At 73.7% G+C, this 24,792-nt stretch carries 18 protein-coding genes; 10 read left to right on the top strand and 8 right to left on the bottom strand.

Features of this window, described 5'->3' with window-relative positions; all coding sequences use genetic code 11:
- Positions 1 to 2 precede the first annotated feature (2 nt).
- Positions 3 to 1,250, bottom strand: a complete 1,248-nt coding sequence (locus IE153_RS36250; protein WP_189593946.1) for a polyamine ABC transporter substrate-binding protein — start codon at positions 1,248 to 1,250, stop codon at positions 3 to 5.
- 56 nt (positions 1,251 to 1,306) lie between these two features.
- The gene (locus IE153_RS36245) at positions 1,307 to 2,842 is read right to left on the bottom strand and encodes a gamma-aminobutyraldehyde dehydrogenase (protein ID WP_189593945.1); all 1,536 of its coding nucleotides are present in this window, start codon (positions 2,840 to 2,842) and stop codon (positions 1,307 to 1,309) included.
- A 199-nt stretch (positions 2,843 to 3,041) separates the two neighbouring features.
- On the opposite strand from IE153_RS36245, the gene ybiA reads away from it, so the two are divergent.
- Positions 3,042 to 3,614: a riboflavin biosynthesis intermediates N-glycosidase gene (gene ybiA / locus IE153_RS36240; protein WP_189593944.1), complete on the top strand. Its 573-nt coding sequence runs from the start codon at positions 3,042 to 3,044 to the stop codon at positions 3,612 to 3,614.
- Positions 3,615 to 3,665: 51 nt separating this feature from the next.
- Here ybiA and IE153_RS36235 read toward each other — a convergent pair whose 3' ends face one another.
- Positions 3,666 to 4,130 carry a DUF4190 domain-containing protein gene (locus tag IE153_RS36235; RefSeq protein WP_031105737.1) on the bottom strand — a complete coding sequence of 155 codons (465 nt, stop codon included), beginning with the start codon at positions 4,128 to 4,130 and terminating at the stop codon, positions 3,666 to 3,668.
- A 69-nt stretch (positions 4,131 to 4,199) separates the two neighbouring features.
- Positions 4,200 to 4,838, bottom strand: coding sequence for a DUF4190 domain-containing protein (locus tag IE153_RS36230; protein ID WP_189593943.1), 639 nt, complete (start codon positions 4,836 to 4,838; stop codon positions 4,200 to 4,202).
- Between the two features lie 180 nt (positions 4,839 to 5,018).
- On the opposite strand from IE153_RS36230, the gene IE153_RS36225 reads away from it, so the two are divergent.
- Entirely contained in the window at positions 5,019 to 6,137 is a 1,119-nt protein-coding gene (locus tag IE153_RS36225) for an adenosine deaminase (protein WP_189594006.1), read from the top strand.
- Positions 6,134 to 6,859, top strand: a complete 726-nt coding sequence (locus IE153_RS36220; RefSeq protein ID WP_229829340.1) for a glycerophosphodiester phosphodiesterase — start codon at positions 6,134 to 6,136, stop codon at positions 6,857 to 6,859. The genes IE153_RS36225 and IE153_RS36220 overlap by 4 nt, the downstream gene beginning before the upstream one ends.
- Here the strand turns inward: IE153_RS36220 and IE153_RS36215 are convergent.
- Complete coding sequence (locus tag IE153_RS36215) at positions 6,804 to 8,444, bottom strand: RNA polymerase sigma factor (protein WP_189593941.1); 1,641 nt, start codon at positions 8,442 to 8,444, stop codon at positions 6,804 to 6,806. The genes IE153_RS36220 and IE153_RS36215 overlap by 56 nt on opposite strands.
- A gap of 174 nt (positions 8,445 to 8,618) precedes the next feature.
- Positions 8,619 to 11,513 (bottom strand): helix-turn-helix transcriptional regulator, encoded by a 2,895-nt coding sequence (locus IE153_RS36210; protein ID WP_189593940.1) that lies wholly within the window; start codon positions 11,511 to 11,513, stop codon positions 8,619 to 8,621.
- Between the two features lie 492 nt (positions 11,514 to 12,005).
- On the opposite strand from IE153_RS36210, the gene IE153_RS36205 reads away from it, so the two are divergent.
- From IE153_RS36205 to IE153_RS36195, 3 genes are all read left to right on the top strand, one after another.
- Positions 12,006 to 12,674 (top strand): helix-turn-helix transcriptional regulator, encoded by a 669-nt coding sequence (locus IE153_RS36205; protein WP_189593939.1) that lies wholly within the window; start codon positions 12,006 to 12,008, stop codon positions 12,672 to 12,674.
- Between the two features lie 182 nt (positions 12,675 to 12,856).
- On the top strand, positions 12,857 to 13,543 hold the full coding sequence (locus IE153_RS36200; RefSeq protein ID WP_189593938.1) for a Pvc16 family protein: 687 nt from the start codon (positions 12,857 to 12,859) through the stop codon (positions 13,541 to 13,543).
- A complete protein-coding gene (locus IE153_RS36195) occupies positions 13,540 to 15,528 on the top strand; it encodes an ATP-binding protein (RefSeq protein ID WP_189593937.1) in 1,989 nt (662 codons plus the stop codon). The genes IE153_RS36200 and IE153_RS36195 overlap by 4 nt, the downstream gene beginning before the upstream one ends.
- Positions 15,529 to 15,539: 11 nt before the next feature.
- Here IE153_RS36195 and IE153_RS36190 read toward each other — a convergent pair whose 3' ends face one another.
- Positions 15,540 to 16,937: an RICIN domain-containing protein gene (locus IE153_RS36190; RefSeq protein ID WP_189593936.1), complete on the bottom strand. Its 1,398-nt coding sequence runs from the start codon at positions 16,935 to 16,937 to the stop codon at positions 15,540 to 15,542.
- An 86-nt stretch (positions 16,938 to 17,023) separates the two neighbouring features.
- Positions 17,024 to 18,619 (bottom strand): eCIS core domain-containing protein, encoded by a 1,596-nt coding sequence (locus tag IE153_RS36185; protein WP_229829339.1) that lies wholly within the window; start codon positions 18,617 to 18,619, stop codon positions 17,024 to 17,026.
- A 243-nt stretch (positions 18,620 to 18,862) separates the two neighbouring features.
- Here IE153_RS36185 and IE153_RS36180 point away from each other — a divergent pair, with 243 nt between their 5' ends.
- From IE153_RS36180 to IE153_RS36165, 4 genes are all read left to right on the top strand, one after another.
- Positions 18,863 to 20,449 (top strand): phage tail sheath family protein, encoded by a 1,587-nt coding sequence (locus tag IE153_RS36180; RefSeq protein ID WP_189593935.1) that lies wholly within the window; start codon positions 18,863 to 18,865, stop codon positions 20,447 to 20,449.
- A gap of 69 nt (positions 20,450 to 20,518) precedes the next feature.
- On the top strand, positions 20,519 to 20,962 hold the full coding sequence (locus tag IE153_RS36175; protein WP_097221102.1) for a phage tail protein: 444 nt from the start codon (positions 20,519 to 20,521) through the stop codon (positions 20,960 to 20,962).
- Positions 20,962 to 21,462: a hypothetical protein gene (locus tag IE153_RS36170; RefSeq protein ID WP_189593934.1), complete on the top strand. Its 501-nt coding sequence runs from the start codon at positions 20,962 to 20,964 to the stop codon at positions 21,460 to 21,462. The genes IE153_RS36175 and IE153_RS36170 overlap by 1 nt, the downstream gene beginning before the upstream one ends.
- A complete protein-coding gene (locus IE153_RS36165; protein WP_097221098.1) occupies positions 21,459 to 21,617 on the top strand; it encodes a DUF6760 family protein in 159 nt (52 codons plus the stop codon). Before IE153_RS36170 ends, IE153_RS36165 begins: the two co-directional genes overlap by 4 nt.
- The last annotated feature ends 3,175 nt before the right edge of the window (positions 21,618 to 24,792 follow it).

The following is a 24,792-nucleotide window of genomic DNA, read 5'->3' as shown; positions in this document are numbered from 1 at the left end:
GGTCACGCCCCCGTCAGCTTCGCGAACTTCGCTTCGAACTCGGTCTCTTCCTTCGAGCTCAGCGAGCGGAAGGCGTGGGACTTGGCGGCCATGGCCTTGTCGGGAATGATCAGCGGGTTGTTCGCCGCGTCCTCGTCGATCTTCGCGAGTTCGGTCTTCACACCGTCGACGGGACACACGTAGTTGATGTACGCGGCGAGTTCGGCGGCGGCCTTCGGCTCGTAGTAGAAGTCGATGAGCCGTTCGGCGTTGGTCTTGTGCCGGGCCTTGTTGGGGATCAGCAGGTTGTCGGTCGACGTCACGTAGCCGCTGTCCGGGATGAGGAAGTCGATGTCGGGGCTGTCCGCCTTGAGCTGGACGACGTCACCGGCCCAGGCGACACAGGCCGCGAAGTCGCCGCTGGTCAGGTCCGAGGTGTAGTCGTTGCCGGTGAAGCGGCGGATCTGGCCCTTGTCGACGGCCTTCTGCAGACGGGCGATGGCCGCGTCGTAGTCGTCGGCGGTGAAGTCGGCCGGGTCCTTGCCCATGTCGAGCAGCGTCATGCCGATGCTGTCGCGCATCTCCGACAGGAACCCGACCCGGCCCTTGAGCCTGGGGTTGTCCAGCAGGTCGGATATCGACTTCACCTCGACGCCGTCGAGGGCCTTCTTGTTGTACGCGATGACGGTCGAGATGCCCTGCCAGACGTACGAGTAGGCGCGGCCCGGGTCCCAGTCGGGGCTGCGGAACTGGGCGGAGAGGTGGGCGTAGGCGTGCGGCAGGTTGCTCGGGTCGAGCTTCTGCACCCAGCCGAGGCGGATGAGGCGGGCGGCCAGCCAGTCGGTGAGGACGATCAGGTCGCGGCCGGTGTCCTGGCCCGCGGCGAGCTGCGGCTTGATCTTGCCGAAGAACTCGTTGTTGTCGTTGATGTCCTCGCTGTACTTGACCTTGATGCCGGTCCGCTCGGCGAACTGGTCCAGGGTCGGGTGGTGCTTTCCGCTGTCGTCGACGTCCATGTACTCGGTCCAGTTGGAGAAGTTCACCGTCTTCTCCTTGGCCGAGTGGTCCTCTGCCGAGACGCCGCCCTTCGACTGGCCGGCCGCCGGGATGCCGCAGGCGCTCAGCGTCCCCAGCCCGCCGGCCGCGAGCGCCCCGCCCGCCGAGGCGCGCAGCAGGGACCGCCGGGTGAGGGAGGCCCTGCCGTTCTTGAAACTGCGCCTCATGGCGGCCCTTTGGGCCGCGGACAGGCGGTCGGGCTCGTACTGCTCCATGCGCGTGGTGCCCTTTCGGAGGGTGGACGGCCGTTGGTCAGGCGGCCTGCATACGGCTATCGATCCCCGAACACGGTGCGGTGCCAGTCCTTCGCGGCCACCGCGGTGTTGTCGAACATGACGTGCTTGATCTGGGTGTACTCCTCGAACGAGTACGCGGACATGTCCTTGCCGTAGCCGGAGGACTTGTAGCCGCCGTGCGGCATCTCGCTGATGATCGGGATGTGGTCGTTGATCCACACGCAGCCGGCCTTGATCTCGCGCGTGGCCCGGTTCGCCCGGTACACGTCCCGGCTCCAGGCGGAGGCGGCCAGGCCGTAGGGGGTGTCGTTGGCGAGGGCGAGGCCCTCGTCGTCGGTGTCGAACGGCAGCACGACCAGGACCGGCCCGAAGATCTCCGACTGGACGACCTCGCTGTCCTGGGCCGCGTCGGCGATCAGGGTGGGCCGGTAGTAGGCGCCCTTGGCGAGCTCCCCCTCGGGTGCCTCGCCGCCGGTGACCACGCGCGCGTAGGCCCGCGCCCGGTCCACGAATCCGGCGACCCGGTCGCGCTGTACGTGCGAGATCAGCGGGCCGAGGTCGGTGCCGGCGGCGAAGGGGTCGCCGAGCCGGACCGTCTCCATGAGCGCCGCGGTCCGCTCCACGAAGGCGTCGTAGAGCGGCCGCTGCACGTACGCGCGCGTGGCGGCCGTGCAGTCCTGCCCGGTGTTGATCAGGGAGCCCGCGACCGCGCCGTGGGCGGCGGCCTCCAGGTCGGCGTCGTCGAAGACCACGAAGGGTGCCTTGCCGCCGAGCTCCAGGTGGAGGCGTTTGACGGTGGCGGTGGCGACCTCGGCGACGCGCTTGCCGACGGCGGTGGAGCCGGTGAAGGAGGTCATGGCCACGTCGGGGTGGCCGACGAGGTGCTCTCCGGCCTCCCTGCCGGTGCCCGTGACGATGTTGACGACGCCGTCCGGGATCCCGGCGTCCGTGGCCGCCTGGGCGAAGAGCAGCGAGGTCAGCGGGGTGAGCTCGGCGGGCTTCAGAACGACGGTGTTGCCCGCGGCGATCGCCGGGAGGATCTTCCAGGCGGCCATCTGGAGGGGGTAGTTCCAGGGCGCGATCGACCCGACGACCCCGATGGGCTCGCGCCGGACGTACGAGGTGTGGTCGCCGGAGTACTCACCGGCGGACTGCCCCTGCAGATGCCGTGCGGCACCGGCGAAGAAGGCGGCGTTGTCGATGGTCCCGGGGACGTCGAACTCGCGGGTCAGCTTCAGCGGCTTGCCGCACTGGAGCGACTCGGCGCGGGCGAAGTCCTCGGCGCGGTCGGCGAGGACCGCGGCGAACCGGTGCAGGGCGTCGGACCGCTCACCGGGGGTGGCTCCCGCCCAGCCGGGGAAGGCCGCGCGGGCGGCGGCGACGGCCCGGTCGACGTCGGCCGTGCCCGCCAGTTCGTAGGTGAGGACCTCCTCGCCCGACGCCGGGTCGACGACCGCGTGCGTGCGGCCGGAGGTGCCCCTGGTCAGGCGCCCCGCGATGTACTGCGCGCCCTCCGCGAAGCGCTCCTCGGCCGGAAATCGGTCCGGGGTGGCAATGCCCGGGTTGTGCATGTCGCTCTCCTCCGTGTCCCCTGGTGGGGCCGGCGTGGCTCAGGCTCGATTTGAGTGCCGATCCTGACAGAGGTATGCCACTCCAACAAGTGATTCCGTTGTTGATTTTTGGTTACGCGACGGAATCTGTCGACCAGGTGTCGAGTTCGCCGCGAAAAGGCAGGACGCTGTGTCAGTGGTGCGTGCCACACTCGCGTGCATGGAGAAGATCACGGGGGCGGTCGGCTCGCAGGAGGCTCTGATCAGGGCGGTCCGCGCGGGGGCCAGGGTCGGGTATCTGCACTTCTGGGGGCACCGGCCGCGGCCGGACGGCCGGATCGGGGCGAGCTGTCTGAGCCAGTGGTGGCCGGCGCCGTTCACGGTGGACGGCGTGGCCTACGCGACGGCGGAGCACTGGATGATGGCCGGCAAGGCCCGGCTCTTCGGGGACGCGGCGGCGGAGCGTGCCGTCCTGGCCGCGGAGCATCCCGCCGAGGCGAAGAAGGCCGGGCGGCTGGTGCGCGGGTTCGACGAGGCGGTGTGGGCGCGGGAGCGGTTCCGGATCGTGGTGGAGGGCAGCGTCCACAAGTTCGGCGCGCACCCCGAGCTGCTGGGATACCTGCTGGGCACGGGCGACCGGGTGCTGGTGGAGGCGAGCCCCGTGGACCGGGTGTGGGGCATCGGGCTGGCCGCGGACGACGAGGCGGCGGCCGATCCGCAGCGGTGGCGGGGGCCGAATCTGCTGGGCTTCGCGCTGATGGAGGCGCGGGAGCGGCTGCGGGCGGGAGCATGAGCAAGGGGCCGGTCCCGAGGACCGGCCCCTTCTGTAGCTCCGGGAGCCGCGTCAGGACGCCGCGCCGAGACCGCCCATGATGCTGGCGAACAGCAGGAAGCCCAGCAGCGGAAGGATCACGGTGGCGATGATGCCGCAGACCAGGCCCGCGGTCGCCGCGCCCTTGTTCGTGGCCTCACCGCGAGTGGCCCTGCCGCGGCCGATGGCGCCGAAGATGATCGCGAGAATGCCCAGGATCACGCCGAAGAACCACATGATGAACGTGACGCTGCACACCACGCCGATGATGCCCAGCACCAGTCCCGTGGTGCCCATGCCGTTGCTGGGCTGCGCGGGCATCCCGTAACCGGGCGCCTGCGGGTAGCCCACGGGCGGCGCGGCCGGGTAGCCGGGGCCGCCCTGGGGGTAGCCGTAGCCCGGGCCGGGCTGCTGCGGATAGCCGTATCCCGGGGCCGGCTGCTGCGGCGGCTGGGCCGGTGGGCCGAAACCACCCGGGGGCGGGTTGGTGTTGGACATGGACGAACTCCCCTCCGTTGTCAGACCAGGGCATCGTAGTGGCCAACTCGGCCGTGCAGAGCCCCGGTTTCAGCGGTGGGACGCGGCGGCGGCCACCGGGCCGAGGGTCCCGTAGTACGGGTCGTCGTCGTTGCTGTCGCTGTTGATCGCGGCCGTGATGCCGACGGCGATCAGCACGATCACCGCGATGCCGAGGATGATCCCGATGATGCCCATGATCAGACCGGCCTGGGCCTGCCCGTGGTTGGTGGCCACTCCGGCCTCGGCGCGCTTGCGGCCCTTGATGCCGAAGACGACGGCGAGGATGCCGGTGATCAGGGAGACCACGCCGTAGAGGCAGAAGAGGGTGCAGGAGACGATGCCGAGCACCATCGCGGCGATGCCCAGGCCGTTCTGGGGGGCCGGGGGCATGCCGGGCCAGCCGTAGCCGGACTGGGGGTAGCCCGGGTAGCCGTAGCCGCCGGGCGCTCCCGGGCCGGTGGGGGCCACGGGCGGGGGCGGGACGGCGCCGGTGCCGGACGGGTCGTACTGGGGCGTGCCGGTGGGCGGGGTGAAGCCCGGCATCGAGGTGACCGTGGCCTGGTCGTGCACCGACGGCGGCCCCGCGGCGGGGTGCTGGTGCTTGTCGAGTGAGGGCGTGTGCTCCGGGGGTGCCCACGGGTCGTGGCCGGCGCCTCCGCCTCCGTCGGGCTGCGTCGCGTCCGTCATCCTGTTCCCCCCTGGGTCGATCGTGTGGTCATGCTACGGGGCGGTTCGGTGCGTGCCACAGTGCGGGTGCGCGGGGGCTGGTCACGCCCCCGCGGAGCCGCCCGTCGACAGCGTCCCGCGCCCCTGAAAAGAAGGGCGCCGGACCGCGGCATACGATGAATTCCAGTCAACGATCAGCCGATCACCCGCGCCCCGCCCGCCTCACGCCGGCAGCGGCGCCGTTCCGGGGAGGAACCCTTGACCGAGCATCTTGTCGACCCCAGCGCCCCACGCGACCTGAAGGCCTTCATCACCGGGCTTCCCAAGGCCGAACTGCATGTGCACCACGTGGGATCCGCCTCCCCCCGGATCGTCTCCGAACTGGCCGCGCGGCACCCCGACTCGAAGGTGCCGACCGATCCCGAGGCGCTGGTCGACTACTTCACGTTCACCGACTTCGCGCACTTCATCGACGTGTACCTGTCGGTCGTGGACCTGATCCGCACCCCGGAGGACGTCCGGCTGCTGACCTACGAGGTGGCCCGCGACCTGGCCCGGCAGCAGGTGCGGTACGCCGAGCTGACCATCACGCCCTTCTCGTCCACCCGGCGCGGCATCGACGAGCGGGCCTTCATGGACGCCATCGAGGACGCCCGCAAGGCCGCCGAGGCCGACTTCGGGACGGTGCTGCGCTGGTGCTTCGACATCCCCGGCGAGGCGGGTCTGGAGGCCGCCGAGGAGACCACCCGGCTCGCGACCGACGACCGGCTGCGCCCGGAGGGCCTGGTCTCCTTCGGTCTCGGCGGGCCCGAGGTCGGTGTGGAACGGCCGCAGTTCAAGCCGTACTTCGACCGGGCGATCGCAGCGGGGCTGCACTCCGTACCGCATGCCGGGGAGACGACCGGCCCGCAGACGGTGTGGGACGCGCTGACCCACCTGCGGGCCGAGCGCATCGGGCACGGCACCAGCTCCGCGCAGGACCCGAAGCTGCTCGCGCACCTCGCCGAGCACCGGATCCCGCTGGAGGTGTGCCCGACCTCGAACATCGCCACCCGCGCGGTGCGCACCCTCGACGAGCACCCGATCAAGGAGTTCGTGCGGGCCGGGGTCCTCGTCACCGTCAACTCCGACGACCCGCCCATGTTCGGCACGACCCTCGAGAACGAGTACGCCGTCGCCGCCCGGCTCCTCGACCTCGACGAGCGGGGCCTGGCCGAGCTGGCGAAGAACGCCGTCGAGGCGTCCTTCCTGGACGCCGCGGGCAAGACGCGGATCACCGGCGAGATCGACACGTACACCGCGCAGTGGCTCGCCCCGTGACGCCCGCCCCGGTCGCCGTGGCCCACCGGGGCGACCCCTACCGCGTCCGCGAGAACACCGTGGCCTCGCTGCGTTCCGCCCTGCGCCGGGGCGCGGACGCGGTGGAGATCGACGTACGGCTCACCCGGGACGGCGTGCCGGTGCTGCTGCACGACGCGACACTGAAGCGCCTGTGGGAGCACGAACGGCCGGTGAACGCGCTGTCCTTCGAGGAGGTGCGCGGGCTGACCGGCGGCGGGGTGCCGGCCCTGGCCGAGGCGCTGGCCGCGACCGGCGGGCACCGGGTGATGATCGACCTGCCCGGGTCGCCCGATGTGCGGGCGGTGCGCCGGATCATGGGCGTGGTGGAGGAGGCGGGGGCGGCGGAGCGCGTCTACTACTGCGCGGGCGCCGACGCCATGCTCGCCGTGCGCGCGGCGGATGCGGGCGCCGAGATCGCCCTCACCTGGACGACGCTGGCCCCGCCGCGGCCCGCACTGCTGGAGGTGATCCGCCCGCGCTGGCTCAACTACCGCTTCTCCCTGGTGGACCGCCCCCTCGCCGAGCGCGTGCACCGGGACGGGTATCTGGTGTCCGTCTGGACCCCCGACACCCGCCGCTCCATGCGCCGGCTGCTGGAGGCGGGCGTGGACTCGATCACGACGAACCGCGTCGACGTGCTGTGCGCTACACGCGCGAGCGCTGCGGCACCGTCGCCGGATCGGCCGGTGTCGCACGCGTGACGTACTGCGGCACCGGCGCGCTGTCCGTGCCGGTGTCGCGGACGAGTCCGTAGCGGATGGCGCCCTGGGGCGGGCCCTGGTCGATGTCCTCGACCACGGCGTCCCGGTTCGACGGGAAGACGATGAGGCCGTAGTCGCAGCCCCGTTCGTTCTGGGTGAGGGTGACGGTGCCGTCGAGGTAGAAGTACTCGTTCTGCCACATCTGCTGGGTGCCGGGCGGGAGGACGGCGTAGCCGATGCTCGGGCCGCCCATGCCGGTGGCGTAGCCGTTCGGGGCGCCGGGCAGCGGGTCGTCCATCCGCCGCGAGCCGCCGGACGCCACATGGAACAGCCTGCCCTTCAGGCCGGTCCAGGACGGCATGACCAGCGCGCCGGGCCGGGACCCGGGCGAGATCTGCCAGCGGACCAGGACGTAGCCCCGGCCGGTGAGGGTCACGCTGTCGCCGCGGTGCTGCATGACGGCCTTCGGGCCGCCGGTGCTGGTGATGCCGGACTCGGGGCGGCGCGGCAGGGCGGCGGGCCGGGCGTTCGGGTCGGGTGCGCGGTCGACGGCGTCGACGACCGTGCCGTACGGGTCGGCCTTCTTCGTCGCCGTCGGCGAGGACTTGGGGGTCGGGGCGGGCGGGGCGGAGGTGCCCGGCGGTGCGGATCCGGTCGTGGCCGTGGGGGTGACCGCGGCCCGGGGCGGCGGGGCGCCCGGCGGCTGGGTGACGACGTAGGCGCCGCCCGCGACGATCGTCGCGCCCGCCGTCATCGCGACGGCCGGCTTGGTGAGCGCGCCGAGCAGCTTGGCGGACCAGCCGGCCGAGGTGGCGGCCGCCGCGGTCTTGCCGCCGAGGGCGAGTGACAGGGTGAAGCCGACGGGCAGCGGGACCAGGGCGATGCCGACCAGGAGGCGTTCGGCCGGGACGACGGCCTCGCGGGTGCCGCCGCAGTAGCCGCAGCCGCGCAGGTGCCGGGCCAGCCGCTTGCGCCACACCGAGTCGGGCCGGCCGTTCCACCGGCCGGTCACCTCCCGCAGGTCGGGGCAGGCGCCGTCCAGGGCGCGGACGATGCCGCGCGAGGTCTCCAGGCGCTCCTTCATCCGCTGGACGCGCACGGCGGCGTGCTGCCGGGTGATGCCCACGGCGGCGGCCAGTTCGCGCCGGGTCAGTTCGCCCGCGACCTCCAGCCACCACAGCGACAGCAGGTGCCGGTCCTCGTCGTCGAGCCATCGCACCGCCTCGGCGACCTCGCGCCGCTGCCCCTCCAACTGGAGCCGCAGCACGGTCAGTTCGGCGAAGTCGGAGGCCGCTGCCTCCTCCAGCCGGTCCGGGGTCCTGCGCCGGGCCCGGTCGCGGATCTGCCGCATGGCGATCGCCACCAGCCAGGACCGGAAACGGTCCGGGTCGCGCAGGGAGCCGAGGTTGCCGACCGCGCGCAACATGGTCTCCTGCACGACGTCGTCGACGTCGGCGTGCCCGTTCAGGGCCCGGCCCACGATGTTGTAGACCAGCGGCAGCCAGCCCTCGACCAGCTCGTCCAGCGCCCGCCGGTCGCCGGCCTGTGCCGCCGTGATGACGGCGCGCCAGTGCTGACTGTCCACGGTGGCCTCTCGACGCCTGGGTTCACTGATGTACCGCACGCACCCTCTCAGCCGGTCCCGGGGTCCTCGCCATGTCGGGGATCACACGGGTGGAGACGACGTGAAGGACGGGCGATAACACTTTTTGCTTCCCAGGGGCTCGATGGCGCCTTTCGGTTCTGTTCGGGCGGGGCGTCAGTCCCCGGCCAGTGCCTGCCCGAGCTCGGCCCGCCGCCGGATGCCCAGCTTCTTGTACGTGCTGGTCAGATGGGTCTCCACGGTGCGCCGGGCGAGGTGGAGGAGGCCGGCGATCTCCGCGTTCGTGCGGCCGCCGGCGGCCAGGCGGGCGATGCGCAGCTCGCTCGCGGTGAGGGATCCGGAGCCGGTGCGGACGGTGGCGGCGCGGCGGGCCCCGCCTTCGCGCAGGGCCGCCTCCGCGAGGGTCCGCAGCCGGACCGCGCCCAGGCGTTCGGCCTTCAGGGCCGCTGTCCGCAGGCACTCCCGGGCCCGGGCGCGTTCCCCTGCGGCGGTCAGCTGCCGGCCCTGCGCGAGCAGCGCGGCGGCCAGCTCCCCCTGCGCGGCGGCCGGCGCGTCCGTGAGGAGTCCTACGGCCTCCTCGGCCAGGCGCAGCCCCCGGCGGCCGCCGGTGATCGTGCCGAGCACCCTGAGGGACCGGCCGACCGTGCGGGGTGTGTTCCACACCCGGGCCAGGCGCAGCTCCTCCTCGGCCAGGGCGAGCGCCTCCCGGGGGCTGCCGAGGGCCAGGCGGCACTCGGCGGCGGCGGAGCGCCACGGGGTGACGACCGGGCTGACCACGTCGCGGGCCGTCTGGCGGCGCCCGCATTCCAGGAAGTCGAGCAGCGCCCCGGCCGTGTCGCCCGCCGCGGCCCGCTGCACGCCCCGCGCGTACAGGAACCGGTTCAGCTCCCAGTTGTCGGGCGCCTCGCGCAGGTCGAAGCCGTCCGCGAGGCGCCGGGCCTCCTCGGCGCGGCCGGTCTCCACGAGGGCGATCAGCGTGGTGGCGTGCACGTTGGAGGGCCCGGCTGCGGGGGCGGGCCGTTCGGCGGGCAGCAGCGCGTACTCGCCGCGTGCGGCGGCGATGTCGGCCCGGGTGTTGAGCAGGGCCGCGTGCATCGGGTGCAGCAGGTCGGGGCGCTGGCCGGCCAGTCCGCGGTCCACGAGGCGGTCGGCCTCGTCGAGTTCATCGGCCCACTGGGCGACCGCGGCGGCCGTGCCCAGCAGGAACGGCTCGGTCAGCGGGTGGGCCGGTTCGGCGAGCAGGGCCCGCACCTGCCGCATCGCGTCGTCCGCCGAGGTCAGTGCGGCCGTGGCCGCGTACCGCACGAGCAGTGCCCGTGCGGCCGGGCCGACGAGTTCCGGGGAGTGCTCGGCGGTGTCGCTCAGGCAGCGGTACACGTCCTGACGGACCGTCTGGTCCTGGTCGGACAGCAGGGCGGACGCGGTCTGGAGCGTGGCGCCCAGGTCGGGGTGCCCGGAGAGCTGGCCGTCCACCGTGCGCAGCACCTCCACGGCGGCCCGGGTCCGGCCGCGTCCGGCCAGTGCGGTGCCGAGGGCGACGGCGGCACGCACCCGGTCCTGCGGCGTGCCGTGCAGCCGCAGCGCCTCGGTGAGCCGGGTCATCCCGGCCGAGGAGTCCCGCCCCGCGCACTCCAGGGACCCCAGTTCGGTCAGGATCCGCTGCCGGTGGTCCTCCGGGAGCGGCTCCTGAAGGGCCCTGCGCAGGAACACGACCGCCTGGCCGGAGCGGCCGTCGCGCAGGGCGAGGGCGGTGGCGTCGCGCAGCACGGCCGGGGCCCAGGGGGCGCCCACGGGGCCGGACAGCAGCAACTGCCGGGCCACGACCCCGGTGGGGGCGCCGCGGTGCAGCATCGCCTCGGCGGCGGCCCGGTGCACCGCGCGCCGCCGGGCGTCGGGGACCCCGGTGAGGACGGCGTCCCGCAGCAGCGGATGGGCGTAGCGGGGGTGCCCGTCCGGGCCGGGGCGCAGGACGCCGAGCCCGGTCATCGCGGTGAGCCAGCCCGCCACCCGGGCCGGATCGGCCCCGGCGACCTCGGCCAGCAGTCCCGCCCCACCGGGGGCACTGCCGGCCGGTTCCGCTGTGCTGCCCCGGCCCGGTTCCTCCGGTTCGCCGCCGCCGGGTTCCTCCGTGCCGCCGCCCCGCCCTTCTTCGAGCACGGCGAGGACCCGGGCGACCTCGGCGGTGGCGGGTCCGGCGCTGTCCAGCCACCAGTGCACGGCGGCCGGGTAGGAGCCGGGGTAGAGGGCGGCGGAGGTTTCGGGGAGGGGCGGGTAGGGGGTGAGGGTGCTCGCCTCGCCGGAAGGACGGTGCGGACCGACGGCGGGAAGCACGGCCCCGAGGTCGTCCAGGAGCGCCCTCAGCAGCAGGGGGCTGCCGGCGCCGGCCCGGGCGCAGGCGGCGATCCACTCGGGCGGGGCGTCCGGGTGCTCCGCGCGCACCAGCCGCGCCGCCGAGTCCGCGGTCAGCGGGGGCAGTGTGTGGGTGTCGACGAGGGCGGGCGAGAGGGTGTGGGTGAAGCCGGGGGCCGGCGGCTCGATGTCGTACTGGCTGCGTTCGGTGACGGCCAGCAGGACCGGCAGGGGTAATCGGCCCACATGCCGGGCCATTTCGACGAGCCAGCGGTAGGAGGGCCCGTCGGCCAGGTGGACGTCGTCCACGGCGAGCAGCATCGGGGTCTCGTCGGCGTGCGCGTACAGGATCCGCCGGAGCAGGGCGGCCTGCTCGCGTTCGTCGCCGGCCGGGTCGGGTTTCTCGAACTCGACCACGCAGTCGAGGAGTTGGTGGACGGCGGCGAAGGGCTCGGCCACGTAGCCAGGTGCGCAGCGTGCGCGCAGCACCCGCACGCCCTGCGCGGCGGCGTCCTCGGCGGCGGCCTCCAGGACGCTGGTCCGCCCGGTGCCGGTCGCGCCGCGCAGCAGGACGAGACCGCCCGTTCCGGACCGTGCGCGGGCGATGCCGGCGGCCAGCAGGGCGGCGGCCTCCCGGTGTTCGCCGGGCCGGTCGGGCCGTAACCGCACGGGCGGGGGCTGCTCGCGCTGCGGATCGGGCATTCCTGCCTCCTTGGTCGGACGTGGCGACTTCCCCCGTCGAGGACGGTCTGGGCGCGGGGCCGGTGCCGTGACAAGAACCACGGGGTCGGATTCCGGCCCCGGCGCAACCGAACGGGTGGTCATGCCCGGCCCCCGCGCGCCCGAGCGGGAGGTCATGTCCCGCCCCCTGCACGGCGGGGCGTCGTCACGGCACGGCGGTTCGTGGTCACGGCACGGCGGTTCGTGGTCACGGCACGGTGGATCGTCGTTACGGCACGGCGGTTCGTGGTCACGGCACGGCGGTTCGTGCTCAGGGCACGGCGGTTCGTGCTCAGGGCACGGCGTTTCGTGCTCACCGCACGGCGGTTCGTGGTCACACCCGCCTCCCGATCTCGTGGTCGCCCTCGTGGTCCTCCACGATTGCGCCCGGCCCACCCGCCCCAGAAGGCTGAGGAGCGCACATGCGTCACCGTCCCCACGAAGGTGGCGCGCACGCGGACATAGGGGAAACGGTTGCTCAGCTCATCGCGGACCACACGCCCCGGCACGCCCGACTCCGCGGCCCGGATACCCGTGGCGGTACACGCCGCGGACCCGATCTCACGCGAGGGGGCGGTCAGCCAGCTGCGCCGCTTCCCGGAGATCGACCTGCGGGAGGAGGCCGGGTCCGGTCCCGGCACGGTGGCCCTGCTCATCGACGACGTGCTCGACGACGCGGCGCTGACCCGGCTGCGCCGGCTCGTGCGCAGCGAGGGCGCGCGGGCGGTGCTCGTGGTGGGTGCCCTGCGGGAGACGGAGCTGCTCGACGTGATCGAGTGCGGGGTCGGTGCCATCGTGTGGCGGCGGGAGGCCACCGCGACCCGGCTGGTGCAGGCCGTGCTCGCGGCCGCCCGCGGCGACGGCGACCTGCCCGCCGACCTGCTCGGCAGGCTCATCAACCAGGTGGGCACCCTGCACCGCGGTGCTGCCGGCCGTACCGGTGCCCCGGTCTCGGGGATGACACCGCGCGAGGTGGACGTGCTGCGCCTGGTCGCCGAGGGGTTCGACACCGGTGAGATCGCCAGCAAGCTGTCCTACTCCGAACGCACCGTCAAGAACGTGATGCACGGGCTGACCACCCGACTGCACCTGCGCAACCGGGCGCACGCCGTGGCGCATGCCCTGCGGGAAGGCTACATCTGACCGAACGGACATCCGAAGTCGCCCCCGTGGGCAGCGCTTTCTGCCCCGCCGCCGTCCCCGGCGTCCCTGCGGGGCCCGGGGTCACGGAGGGCAGGATCGCGGAGGGCGGCAGGTGACGGGCCGGACGAGCGGGGCGGAAGCAGGAGCGCAGCGGTGATGCACCAGGGACGAGCGGGTCGACGGTGATCCACGAAGTGGACGAGGTCCTCAAGGGCCTGCTGAGCGGCGGCGCGCTGGCCGGCTCCGGCATCGACATCGCCCTGGACGCCCCGACCCGGGACTGGGCCGCCCGCCGCAATGCGCCCACCGTCAACGCCTACCTCTACGACATCCGTGAGGACGTCAACCGCCGCCAGCGGGGGCAGCTCCCGGTCCGGGACGAGCGGGACGTCATCGTCAAGCGCCGCCAGCCGCCGCGCTGGTTCCGGCTGTCGTACCTGGTGACGGCCTGGACGAAGCAGCCCCAGGACGAGCACCGGCTGCTGTCCGCCGTGCTGGCCACACTCATCCCGCGCGAGCTGCTGCCGCCCTCCGAACTCACCGGCTCACTGGCCGCGCTGGGCATGACGATCCCGGTGTCGGTGGCCGGTATCCAGACCGAGTCGCGCTCCCTCGCGGAGATCTGGTCCGCGCTCGGCGGCGAACTCAAACCGTCCCTGGACCTGGTGATCACCGCGCCCTTCCCGGCCTACCCCGAGTACGACGCCGGGCCGCCCGTCACCGAGGGCGCCGCGGTGCGGATGAGCGGCCTGGACGGCACGCCCGGCACGGAGGAACGCGTGCACAGCCCCCGGCAGGTGGCGGCGGCCGAGGAGGCCCGCAGGAGAGCCCGGCGCATCGCGGGACGGGGACGGAGACCGGCGCCGTGACCACCCGGACCTCCGAGACGGCCCCCGCCACCGCCCTTCTCGCCCGCCTCGCCGAGCTGCGGCACCGGGCCGCCCTGCTGGTCGAGCACCGGTCGGCCGACGACCCCACGGCCGGCGACCCGCTGCGCGGCCTGTACCTGTCGGACGAGGCGGTACGGCATCTGCTGCGCCCTGCCGAGCCGCTGCCGCTCGCCTGCCCCGACCCGGACGGCCCGCCCGGCGACCGGCTGGCGGAGCTGTCCGCCCGGCTCGGGCTGACGGAGCTCGACAGCGCGCTGCTCCTGATCGCCCTCGCCCCGGACCTGGACCGGGGTTTCGAGCCGCTGTACGGCTACCTCAACGACGACGTCAGCAGGCGGCGGGCCAGCGTGGCCCTCGCTCTCGACCTGTGCGGCTTTCCCGTCCACCTGGCCGAGGCCCGGGGCCGGCTGCGTCCCACGGCCCCGCTGTCCACGCTCGGGCTGCTCACCGTGGAGGAGCCCGAACGGCCCTTCCTCAGCCGCTCGTTGCGGGTGCCGGACCGGCTCGTGGCGCATCTCCTCGGCGACGACACCCCTGACGCGGCACTCGCCGGGCACCTCCATCCGCTGCCGCACACCGCCCCCGGCGACGACCAGGAGTTCACCCGCTTCACCGGCCTGCTGGCCGCCCGCCTCACCACCGGGACACCCCTCACCGCGTACGTCCGGGAGCGCCACGAGGGCGACGGGCTCCCCGGCGTCACCACCGCCCTGCGGAGCGCGGGCGTCCCGGCCGTACGGTTCTCGGGCCCCGAGGACCGGGTTCCCGATCTGCTGCGCGAGGCCCGGCTGGGCGGCCTCGCGGTCGTCGTCACCGGGCTCCCGGATCAACCCGGTTCGCTGCTGAGGCAGTTGACCGCGGCGGACGACGTGCCCGTCCTGGTCACCGGGACGCGCCCGTACGACCCCGGGTGGTGCGACGACGGGGACCCGCTGGTCCTGGACGCTCCCCCGCGGCGTGCGGGTGCGGTGCAGGCCTGGGCGGCCGCCCTCGGCGGGGAGCCGGACTTCGACCTGGCCGAAACCGTCGCCCCGTACCGCCTCGCCGGTGACCACATCACCCGTGCCGCCCGGGCGGCCCGTGACCTCGCGGCGTTCGAGGGCGCCCCGCTCTCCCCCGCCCATCTGCGTCTCGCCGCCCGCCGGCAGTCCGCCTCCGGGCTGGAGCAGCACGCCCGGCGGATCCGGCCCGCCGTCGACTGGCGGGACCTCGTCCTGCCAGAGGGGCCTCTGTCCCAGCTGCGGGAGCTCTCCCTGCGCGCCCGCCATCGCGACCGGGTCCTCGGTGACTGGCGGCTCAGCGCCGGCGGCGGCCGGGGCCGGGGCGTCCTCGGCCTGTTCGCGGGCGACTCCGGCACCGGCAAGACGCTCTCGGCGGAGGTGGTGGCGGCCGATCTCGGCCTCGACCTGTACGTCGTCCAGCTGTCGTCCGTGGTGGACAAGTACGTCGGGGAGACCGAGAAGAACCTCGAACGCATCTTCACCGAGGCCGACCGCACCGACGCGGTGCTGCTCTTCGACGAGGCCGACGCCGTCTTCGGCAAGCGGTCCGAGGTGAAGGGCGCGCACGACCGGTACGCCAACCTGGAGAGCTCCTACCTGCTCCAGCGGCTGGAGTCCTTCGACGGCATCGCGCTGCTCACCACCAACCTGCGCGCCAACATCGACGAGGCGTTCACCCGACGCCTGGACCTGGTGGTCGACTTCCCGTTCCCGGACGCCGGGCAGCGCCTCGCCCTGTGGCGGCACAGCCTGTCGCACGTGCCCGGCGGGGAGGGCATCGAACCGGGCCCGGTGGCCGAAGGCTTCGAGCTGGCGGGCGGCTCCATCCGCAGCGCCGTGGTGACCGCCGCGTATCTGGCCGCCGGGCGCGGGGGGAAGGTCACGGCGGGCGACCTCCTGGAGGGCGCCCGCCGTGAGTACCGCAAGGCCGGCCGCCTGGTGCCGGGGGAAGGCACCTGGTAGCGGCCTCGCGCTCAGCCCTCCGACGGCTTGACGATCTCCCATTCCTGGTCGTCGGTGTTGGAGCAGTCGAAGAGGGTCAGGTTGGTGCCGTCGACGCCGGTGCTGTAACCGGCCACGTCCAGGCACTTGTTGTTGCTGGCGAAGTTGCGGATCCAGTAGGCGCCGCTCGGCTGCTTGTCGATCCACCACAGCTGGTTGTCGCGGGTCGTGCCGTCACAGGTGTACTTGGTGATCGGGGACCGCACGGCAGCCGCCCCGTAGTCGGGCAGGTCCACGCAGAGCTGCTGCTCCTTGACGTTGCGGATCAGGAAGAGCGCGTGGCCGCCCGGCCCCTTGTCCGGTTCCGTCACCTCGAGGTTCCACCGCTGGGTGCCCTGCGGGGACTCGTTGCACGTGTACTGATGCGGGCGGCCGTCGTCCTTGTCGGCGCCCGGCAGGCCGACGCACATCTTGGTGGTGGTGTTGCGCAGCAGGATGTTCTCCGCCGGCACCACGGGCTTGGGGGGCTTCTTGGTGGGCTTGGGCTCGCCGCCTCCGCCACCTCCGCCCTCCGGCTGCTGCGGGGTCGGCGACGGTGGCGGCGGGGCCGAGGTGAGGGCCGGGGTGGGGCTCGGCGAGGGCGCGAGCGTGCTGCCGGCCTCGACGGCCGCCCCGGGGTTGGCCTTGCTGGCGACCGCGGGCTTGTACGTGATCCACAGCATGAGGAACGTGAACGCGAGGGCGAACAGGATCCCGAAGCAGGTCGCCAGCCAGCGCGGCAGGAAGCCCCGCTGGACGAACGTCCCCTCCACGGGCAGCGGTTCGGCGCCCGAGCGCTGGACCGTGAGGGTGTAGGGCCGCTGCTCCTTCGAACCGAACCAGATGATGTTCTTCGGCTTGAGCGTGGCCTTGACGAAAGCGGCCCGGCCCGGCTCGATCTGCACATTGCCCGGCTGGAGGTCGTACGACAGCTCGTCGCCGTTGTCGCTGCCGCCGAGGGACGCGGTGAGCCTGGTGTTGCCCACGTTGTCGACCGCGAGCCGGGGCCGCCCGCGCAGCCGCCCCTTGACCGTGGGCGGCACCAGCTCCGCCCGCACCTCCGTGAACGGGGTGATGGTCAGGTTCCCCTCGGGGACGGTCGTCGCCTCGGGGTGCTCGGTCGGCGTGATGCGCACCGCGTACGGGTTGGGTCCCGCCGTGGCGTCGGGGGTGCGCGGCGGGGCGAACGTCAGCTCCACCGTGCCGGTCGTGCCGGGGTAGAGGCGCAGGGTCGCCGGTTCGACCGTCGTCCAGGGGGCGACGGGCCCGACCGGTTCGAAGCGGTATTCGTCGACGACGTCGCCGGTGTTGCGCAGGCGCAGCCGGACGCGCGTCACGCTGCCCGGATCGACGGTCGCGGACGCGGGTTCCAGGGAAGTCCACAGGCTCACTGTCGCGACGCTAGCCGGGGGCCGACGGTGCGTCAGGAAGCGTCGGGGCACGATGACATGACCGAACGGGCCATGCCACGGGGCCGTCAGGTCCGGGGCGTCTGCTCCCCGGTCGCCGTGAGGATGAACTGGGCGTAGGAGTCGGCGTTCATGAGGGCGCGCCGGCCGAGGGCGTACCAGTTGGCCTGCTTGGGCCGGAACGTCTGCTCGTCCTTGCCGGTGAACTCCTTGGGGTCACGCACCGTGCGCCGGTCCAGCACCGAGGGCTCCATCGCCGCCGTCACCTCCGCGTCCGCCGTGGCCAGGAAGTCGTCCTCCTTCACCTCCTCGAAGTACGGGCTGTACTGGAAGTCGAGGGTGCCGGCGAACCGGTGGGTGGCCTCGTGGACGATGTACCAGGCGTTCTGGCCGCGCTCCAGCAGGTGGATGGGGCCGGAGCGCTCCAGCATCGGCGGCAGTTCCTCGCTGGTCTTGCGGTGGCCGAGGTTGAACAGGCCCGCGAGGTTCTCGGACAGGTTCCCGTCGACCCAGGCGGTGGCGTTGCCCGGGACGCCGGGCACTCCGCTGCCGACCAGGGCGATCTGCGCGCCCTGGGCGTTGAGCCCGGTCTGGATGCGCCGGACGACCTCGATGATGTGCGGCAGGAAGGCCGTGAGCTGCTGGGCCGGGACGCTGCGGAACAGGGGGAAGCCCGACCGCAGAGCGGCCAGAAGCGGACCGCCGGGGGTGTCGCCGGCCGCCTTCAGCAGCTGGAGCGCCGTGGCGATGCGGTGTTTGGCCTCGGCGACCGCGCGGCTGGTCCCCGTGGTGAGGCGGGCGAGATCCCGCTCCGGGATGCTGCCCTTGGTGGAGAACGCGACGTTCTCGCTGCTGTGGAGCTGTTCGGTCTCGTCGTCGTAGCGGTCACCGGGCCGGGGCTTGCGCCGGGGGTCCAGGCCCAGGTCGCCGGAGGTCTTGAGGGCGGTCGGGTCGTCACCGCTGCGCCACCGGTAGTGGGGGCGTTCACGCTCGTCCTGGACGCTGGCGCCCTGGTCGAACGTCCACACCGTGCGCTGCACCGTCCCCGCCCGCGGCACACCGCCGGCCCGTCCCGCGGTGCCCTCGTCCGGTGACCGCTGCACGGCCGGCACCGGCCCGTTCATCACCCGCCGGGCGTTGTCCACGGCGTGCCGTTCACCCGAGTCGTTCTCCTGGGAGACCCGTACCCCGGCGCCGTTGTCCGTGCCGGGGACGGGGCCGGTCATCTGGTCCTGGTAGTGGGTGAGTTCGTGCGCCCAGTCCTCCTTGGTCAGGGGCGCGCCCTCGACGATGTGGGCCCCGGAGGTGTACGCCTTGGCGCCCAGCTCCGCCGCCGACTCCTGGGCGAGGGGGCCCTTGTGCACCCGCACACCGCTGAAGTCGGCTCCGCCGAACCGGGCTTCCATCTCGGTCCGCAGCCCGGCGTCCATGCCCTGCCCCGGGCTGTTCAGCACGTCGTGCACCAGGGCGCGGCGCTGCACGGAGGGGGTGTGCCCGCAGTTCCCGTCGTGCTCGTGCCGCTCCTGCTCGACGGCGCGGGTCACGGCCGCGTTGCCCGCCATGCGCTGCAGGTCCAGCATCCGGTGGGCCGGCGCGCCGGGGGCGTCCGCGCGGCGGCCGTCCCGGTCGGCGGCCCGCCCGCCCCGTGTTCCGTGTGCGTGCACGGCGTTCCCCTCGATGATCTGCTCCCGACCCGTCAGCTGTACCCGCCCGCGCGGCGGCACGGGAGGGCCGGGAGGGCAGATGCGGGGGCAGAGCCGCCGTGCCGGGGTCCGGGGGCACCTTCGGTCCTGCCCTCGCGGGCAACGGGATTGCCCCCGCTCCGGCACCGGAGGCCGTTTCGGCGGCGGTCGGGCGCGCGCGAGGGTGAGGGGTGTTCGTGTCTCGTACCCCGAGGAGAGCAGAGCATGCCGTCCTACCTGTCGCCCGGCGTCTACGTCGAGGAGGTGGCCAGCGGCTCGCGCCCGATCGAGGGGGTGGGGACGTCGGTGGCGGCCTTCGTGGGGCTCGCGCCGACCGGTCCCCTGAACGAGCCGACGCTGGTGACCAACTGGACGCAGTACGTGGCGGCCTTCGGTGAGTTCACCGACGGGTACTACCTCGCGCACTCCGTCTACGGCTTCTTCAACAACGGCGGTTCCGCCGCGTACGTCGTCCGCGTGGGCGGTTCCGCCGAGGGCGCTCCCGTCGACGCGGAGCAGGGCCCCGCCGCCGTCACCGGCCGTTCGAACGCCCCGGCCGCGCTGCCCGCGGGCGAGCCGAAGCAGCTCGGCACGTTCTCCGTCACCGCCGTGGCACAGGGCGATCTGAGCGTCGAGGTCGCGGACCCCGAGGGCGAGGGCCCCGCCGAGCGGTTCAGGCTGATCGTGAAGGACGACGGCAAGCCGGTCGAGACGTTCGACGTGACCGCCAAGAAGGGCGGCCGCAACTACGTCGTCACGCAGGTCAAGGAGCGCTCCAAGCTCATCACCGTCGCCGAGGCCGCGCCGGCCGCACAGCTGGCCCGCCCGGACAACCAGACGGTGGCCCTGGCGGCCCCGGCTCCCGCCCCCGCCGCCCCCGCCGAGCGCGCGGGCACCTCGCAGCCGGGCCCGGCCCAGTACCTCGGCGACTCCGCCGACCGCACGGGCTTCGGCGGCCTGGAGGCGGTCGACGAGATCTCCATGGTCGCGGTGCCCGACCTGATGGCCGCCTACCAGCGCGGCTCGATCGACCTGGAGGCCGTCAAGGCGGTCCAGCTCGGCCTGATCGCGCACTGCGAGCTGATGGGCGACCGGGTCGCCGTCATCGACCCGCCGCCGGGCCTGAACGCCCGCCAGATCCGCGTCTGGCGCCAGGAGACCGCCGGGTACGACTCCAAGTACGCGGCCCTGTACTACCCCTGGATCAAGACCTTCGACCCGGCCAGCGGCCAGGCCCGGCTGGTTCCGCCGAGCGGCCACGTCGCCGGCATCTGGGCGCGCAGCGACGCCGAGCGCGGGGTGCACAAGGCGCCCGCCAACGAGGTCGTCCGCGGTGCGGTGGACCTGGAGACCCAGATCACCCGCGGCGAGCAGGACCTGCTCAACCCCATCGGGGTCAACTGCATCCGCGCCTTCCCGGGCCGCGGCATCCGCGTCTGGGGCGCCCGCACCCTCTCCTCCGACCCGGCCTGGCGCTACCTCAACATCCGCCGGTACTTCAACTACCTGGAGGAGTCGATCCTGATCGGCACCCAGTGGGTGGTGTTCGAGCCGAACGACCACAACCTGTGGGCCCGGATCCGCCGCAACATCTCGGCGTTCCTGGTCAACGAGTGGCGCAGCGGGGCGCTCTTCGGGCAGCGGCCCGAGGAGGCGTACTACGTCAAGTGCGACGAGGAGACCAACCCGCCCGAGTCGGTCGACGTCGGCCGGGTCGTCTGCGAGATCGGCATCGCCCCGGTCAAGCCCGCCGAGTTCGTGATCTTCCGGCTGGCCCAGTTCTCCAGCGGCAACGGGGAGCTGGAGGAGTAACCGCCCCCGGCCCCCGGCCGCGCCCTCTCGTACCCCCCTCACGACCTCTGTCACAAGGACATTTCACACATGAGTCTCCAGCCGGGTGACGCCCTCACCTCACACAACTTCGGCCTCCAGATCGACGGTGTGATGGTCGAGTACCTCGCCGAGGTCAGCGGCCTCACCCTCGAGCAGGACGTCATCACCTACCAGCAGAACACCGCGCAGGGCAGGTCCGGTGTGGCCCTGCTGCCGGGCGTGCAGAAGAACGGGCAGTGCACCGTCGTGCGCGGCATGACCCAGTCGGCGTCGTTCACCCAGTGGATCAACGACTCCATCGCCGGCCGGATGGCCACGGCCCGCAAGAACGCCTCGATCATCATGATGGACTTCGAGGACAACCCGGTGAAGCGGTACAACCTGCGCAACGCCTGGTGCAGCAAGATCGACACGAGCACGGTGAAGGCCGGCGAGGCGGCCGCCCTCACGGAGACCGTCACGATCGTGTTCGAAGAACTGGTCATCGAGTAATGCGGCGTACGGCTGCGAGGGCGGGCGGGGCCGCGGGCGTGCCGGAGGCACCGGGCGCCGCGGAGCCCGGGCCGGAAGCGGTCCCGGACTCCGCCGCCCCCGCGCAGGCCCCGCTCCTCCCGCAGGACCACCTGCGCACCGAGTTCCCCTTCCAGCTGCCGCGCGGCTACGTCGACGACTCGGGCACCGTCCACCGGGACGGCGTCATGCGCCTGTCGACGGCGAGGGACGAACTGGTCCCGCTGCGGGACGTCCGCGTCCAGGAGAACCCGGCGTACCTGTCGGTGGTGCTGCTGGGCCGGGTCATCACCCGGCTCGGCACGCTGCCGATGGTCCACGACGGGATCGTGGAGAACATGTTCGCCTCCGACCTGGCGTTCCTTCAGGACTTCTACCGCCAGATCAACGCGGAGGGGCACACCCGCGCGGCCGTGCGGTGCCCCCACTGCGCGGAGCACTTCGAGGTGGAACTCGGCGGGAGCCGCCTGGGGGAATCGTGACGTACGCGACCGACCGGCTGCACGAGGAGATCGCGTACGTCGCCTACCACTTCCACTGGAGCATGGACGAGATCCTGGACCTGGAACACCACGACCGCCGCCGCTTCACCAACGAGATCGCGTCCCTGGTGACGCGTGCCGGGTCGGAGGGCTGAGGGATGGGGTTCCTGGGGCGGTTGCGGGGGCGCGGGAACGGGACGGAGGCCTCGGGCTCCGGTGACGGCGAGGTGGTGTCGTCCGGGGGTGAGGTGGGAGCCGGGGCCGGGGAGCGGTCCGATGCCGGTACGGGTGTATCGGGCGTGGGGTCGGGTGCCGGTCCTGTGGTGACCGCCTCCTGGTCGGGGCTGCCGCCGATCCGGCGTGCGCTGGCTTCGGGGCAGGAGTCCGGGGTCGCGGACGCGGGCTTCGGCGGGCGGTTGCCGACGTGGCAGAACCCGTCGTTCATGGGCATGGCGTCCCACGCGATCCTGGACGGGCAGTCCAGTGCCCTCCTGGGCGACGCACCGCGCCCGACCTCGGGCCGCCCGGTGTCGGGCCTCGAACGCCGCGGGGGTGCGCTGCCGTTGGTGCCGTCGGTGCCGTCGGCGGGTTCGGAGCAGGTACCGCAGCGGCCACCGGCGGTGCCGTTGCGCGCGCTTGCGCCGACGGAGCCGGGGGTTGGCGGGGGACGTGGGGTTGGCGGGGGACGTGGGGCCGCCGGAGCCGTGGCTGGCGCTGCCCGGGGTGGTCTCGGGGGCACCGGGAACGGGCCCGTGGTGCAGCGGGCGGCCAGTGGCGTGCAGGGTGGTCGCCGGGGCGCCGAGAACAGCCCTGTCGGACAGCGGACGCGTGGCGGCACGCCGGGCGGTCTGCGGGGCACCGGGAACGGGCCCGTGGTGCAGCGGGCGGCCAGTGGCGTGCAGGGTGGTCGCCGGGGCGCCGAGAACAGCCCTGTCGGACAGCGGACGCGTGGCGGTTCCCCGGGCACCGGGGACGGGCCCGTGGTGCAGAGGGTGGCCAGTGGTACGCCGGGTGGTCGCCGGGGTGCAGAGAACGGACCGGTTGTGCAGCGGACGGGTGGCGGCACGTCGGGCGGTCCCCCGGGCACCGGGAACGGACCGGTCGCGCAGCGGGCGGCCCGTGGCACGCCGGCTGCGTCCGTTGCCTCGTCACCGGGTTCGGTGAGTGGGGCGAGGACATCGCCCCTGACCGCTTCCACCGGCCGTGGCACGGCCGCGGCTCCCAGCAGTGGCGTGCCCGCCGACACCGGCCGTGGCGCGGCACCTTCCACCAGCCGCAGTGCGGCACCTTCCACCGACCGTGGCGCGGCACCTTCCACCAGCCGTGGCGCGGCACCTTTCACCGAACGTGGCACCGTCCCGGTGACCCAGCCGGGCCCCTCGCCCGCCCGGACCGGCACGCCGTCGGCCGCGCCGTCCACGGCTGCTGCTGCCGGTGCCGCGCGCTCGGGCCGGGCCCTGAGCGCTTCGACGCCCGTGGTCAGGCCCCTTCCCGCCACTGCGCTGAGCTCCCCGGCCGCCGATCCCGCACCCCCCGGCCGCGGGACGGGTGTGAGTACTACGCCGCCCACGGTCACGACCTCTCCCTCGACTGCGCCGCGATCCCCCGCCGCCACGCCCGAGCACCCGGGCCGGCGGACGGGTGACTCGACACCACCTGCTCCCGACTCAGCGCTGGGAACCCACTCGGCGTCGCCGCGCGCCCCGTCCGGCGGCACTGCTGCCGCGCCGTCCGCATCAGGACTTCGAGTCACCCCGGTGCCGACGAACCAGCCGCCCCGGTCGGGGTCGTTGACGAGGCCGTCGGCGGCAGCGACTCCGGTACAGCGACGGACGCTGCCGACGACACGCGGACCGGCCAAGCCCTCCGAGGGCAGCAAGGCGGGTCGGGCTCCGGCGGCAACTGACGGCAGCCAAGCGCAAGTTCCCACCAGCCCGACGGCCGCATCGCCCGAGTCGCACACCATCGCCCCGGCTTCGGACGGCCGACCCGCCGACACCGCACCAGAGTTGAGCACCACAGGGACGACCGAGGACATACCGGTCCGGCCAACGGACACGGCGCCAAGCAGCAGTTCGGCAGCACAGCCCCGCATCCCGACGAGGCCCCAGAGCGCGCGACCCGGCTCCCAGGTGCCGGTGCAGCGCACGCCCTCCCGGCCCGACGGCAACTCGGCAGCACGGCCCGGTATCCCCGCGACCGACCCCGGCGGGAGCCCCCGAACGACGCCCCCCGGCTCCGCCCAAACCTCCGTCCGGCACACGCTCCGCCCGGCAACACCACCCGGCACCCCCGCACCCGAGCCCGACCGGAACCGCCGCATCACGGCACCCGTCTCCCCTGACGTCTCGGTGCAGCGGTCGCCCCTCCCACCGACCGGCAGCAACTCCGCAGCGCAGCCCAACAGCCCGGAGCCCCAATCCGGCGGCGTCCCGGCACAGCGCGCGACCGCGGTCCGGCGCGATGCGGTGCGCGACCACGGCCGAAGCACACCCGGGAACGGCCAAGTGCCGTCAGCTCCGGCCCCCTCCGGCCCGACGGCCGCGACCCCGGCGTTCGACACGCACGCCGACCACCACCCGCCCGCCACGGAAGCGCCCGCGCGCCCACTCGCCGGCCCGGCCAAGCCCACAGACCCGGCCGGACCGCAACGCCCCACGGCAGGACCCGCCCAGCAACCCCCCGGCGGGCCCACGTCTCCGCCCCCGACCGAAATGCCACGCCCCGCCCCCGGCAACCCCGCGCACGCGAACACCCCCTCACCCTCCGCCAGGACAGCGCGCGCAACCCCCGACGTCCCCAGTGGACTCCCCGCCGTCCAGCGCAGCCCGGCCGCCTCCGGCCCGTCGCCCCACCAACCGGCCATCACCAGCCGTACGACGCCCGACAGCCCCAGCTCCGCACTCACCCGCACCACCGGCAGCGGTGCGGCGCCCAGCCCTGCACCGCGGCCCGGCGAGCAACCCCACAGCATGGCACCCCGAGCCGTCAGAGCACCTCACATCCAGGGCACCCCCTCCACCCGACGGGTGACGGTCCAGCCCGCCAAGCCGGTGCCCCCGGCCTCGGCCACGCCGCCCAAACCCGCACCCCCGGCCGCCACACCCTCGGTCCAGCGCAGCACCACCCCCCACCCCCCTCGCCTCGGCCTCGGCGCCCCTCTCACCACACGGCCCACCCCCGCAACGCCCCCTCCCCCCTCACGCACCCTGACCACCCACTCGCCCACCCCCCGCCGCTCCCCCCTCGGCGCCCCCGTACCGACCACCCCCACCCACGCGACCCCGCTCCCCGCAGACGCCCCACCCCACCCGGCACCCCAACCCCCCG

The sequence above is a fragment of the Streptomyces massasporeus genome (assembly GCF_014648995.1).
Lineage (GTDB): Bacteria > Actinomycetota > Actinomycetes > Streptomycetales > Streptomycetaceae > Streptomyces > Streptomyces massasporeus.
The sequence above is the reverse complement of the archived record's forward strand: the minus strand, read 5'-3'. Positions and strand labels throughout refer to the sequence as shown.

Coding starts and splice junctions, on each gene's coding strand:
- IE153_RS36180 (WP_189593935.1), top strand. CDS start 18,863: ATGCCGTCCTACCTGTCGCCCGGCGTCTACGTCGAGGAGGTGGCCAGC.
- ybiA (WP_189593944.1), top strand. CDS start 3,042: ATGGAGAAGATCACGGGGGCGGTCGGCTCGCAGGAGGCTCTGATCAGG.
- IE153_RS36230 (WP_189593943.1), bottom strand. CDS start 4,838: ATGACGGACGCGACGCAGCCCGACGGAGGCGGAGGCGCCGGCCACGAC.
- IE153_RS36175 (WP_097221102.1), top strand. CDS start 20,519: ATGAGTCTCCAGCCGGGTGACGCCCTCACCTCACACAACTTCGGCCTC.
- IE153_RS36170 (WP_189593934.1), top strand. CDS start 20,962: ATGCGGCGTACGGCTGCGAGGGCGGGCGGGGCCGCGGGCGTGCCGGAG.
- IE153_RS36235 (WP_031105737.1), bottom strand. CDS start 4,130: ATGTCCAACACCAACCCGCCCCCGGGTGGTTTCGGCCCACCGGCCCAG.
- IE153_RS36245 (WP_189593945.1), bottom strand. CDS start 2,842: ATGCACAACCCGGGCATTGCCACCCCGGACCGATTTCCGGCCGAGGAG.
- IE153_RS36210 (WP_189593940.1), bottom strand. CDS start 11,513: ATGCCCGATCCGCAGCGCGAGCAGCCCCCGCCCGTGCGGTTACGGCCC.
- IE153_RS36250 (WP_189593946.1), bottom strand. CDS start 1,250: ATGGAGCAGTACGAGCCCGACCGCCTGTCCGCGGCCCAAAGGGCCGCC.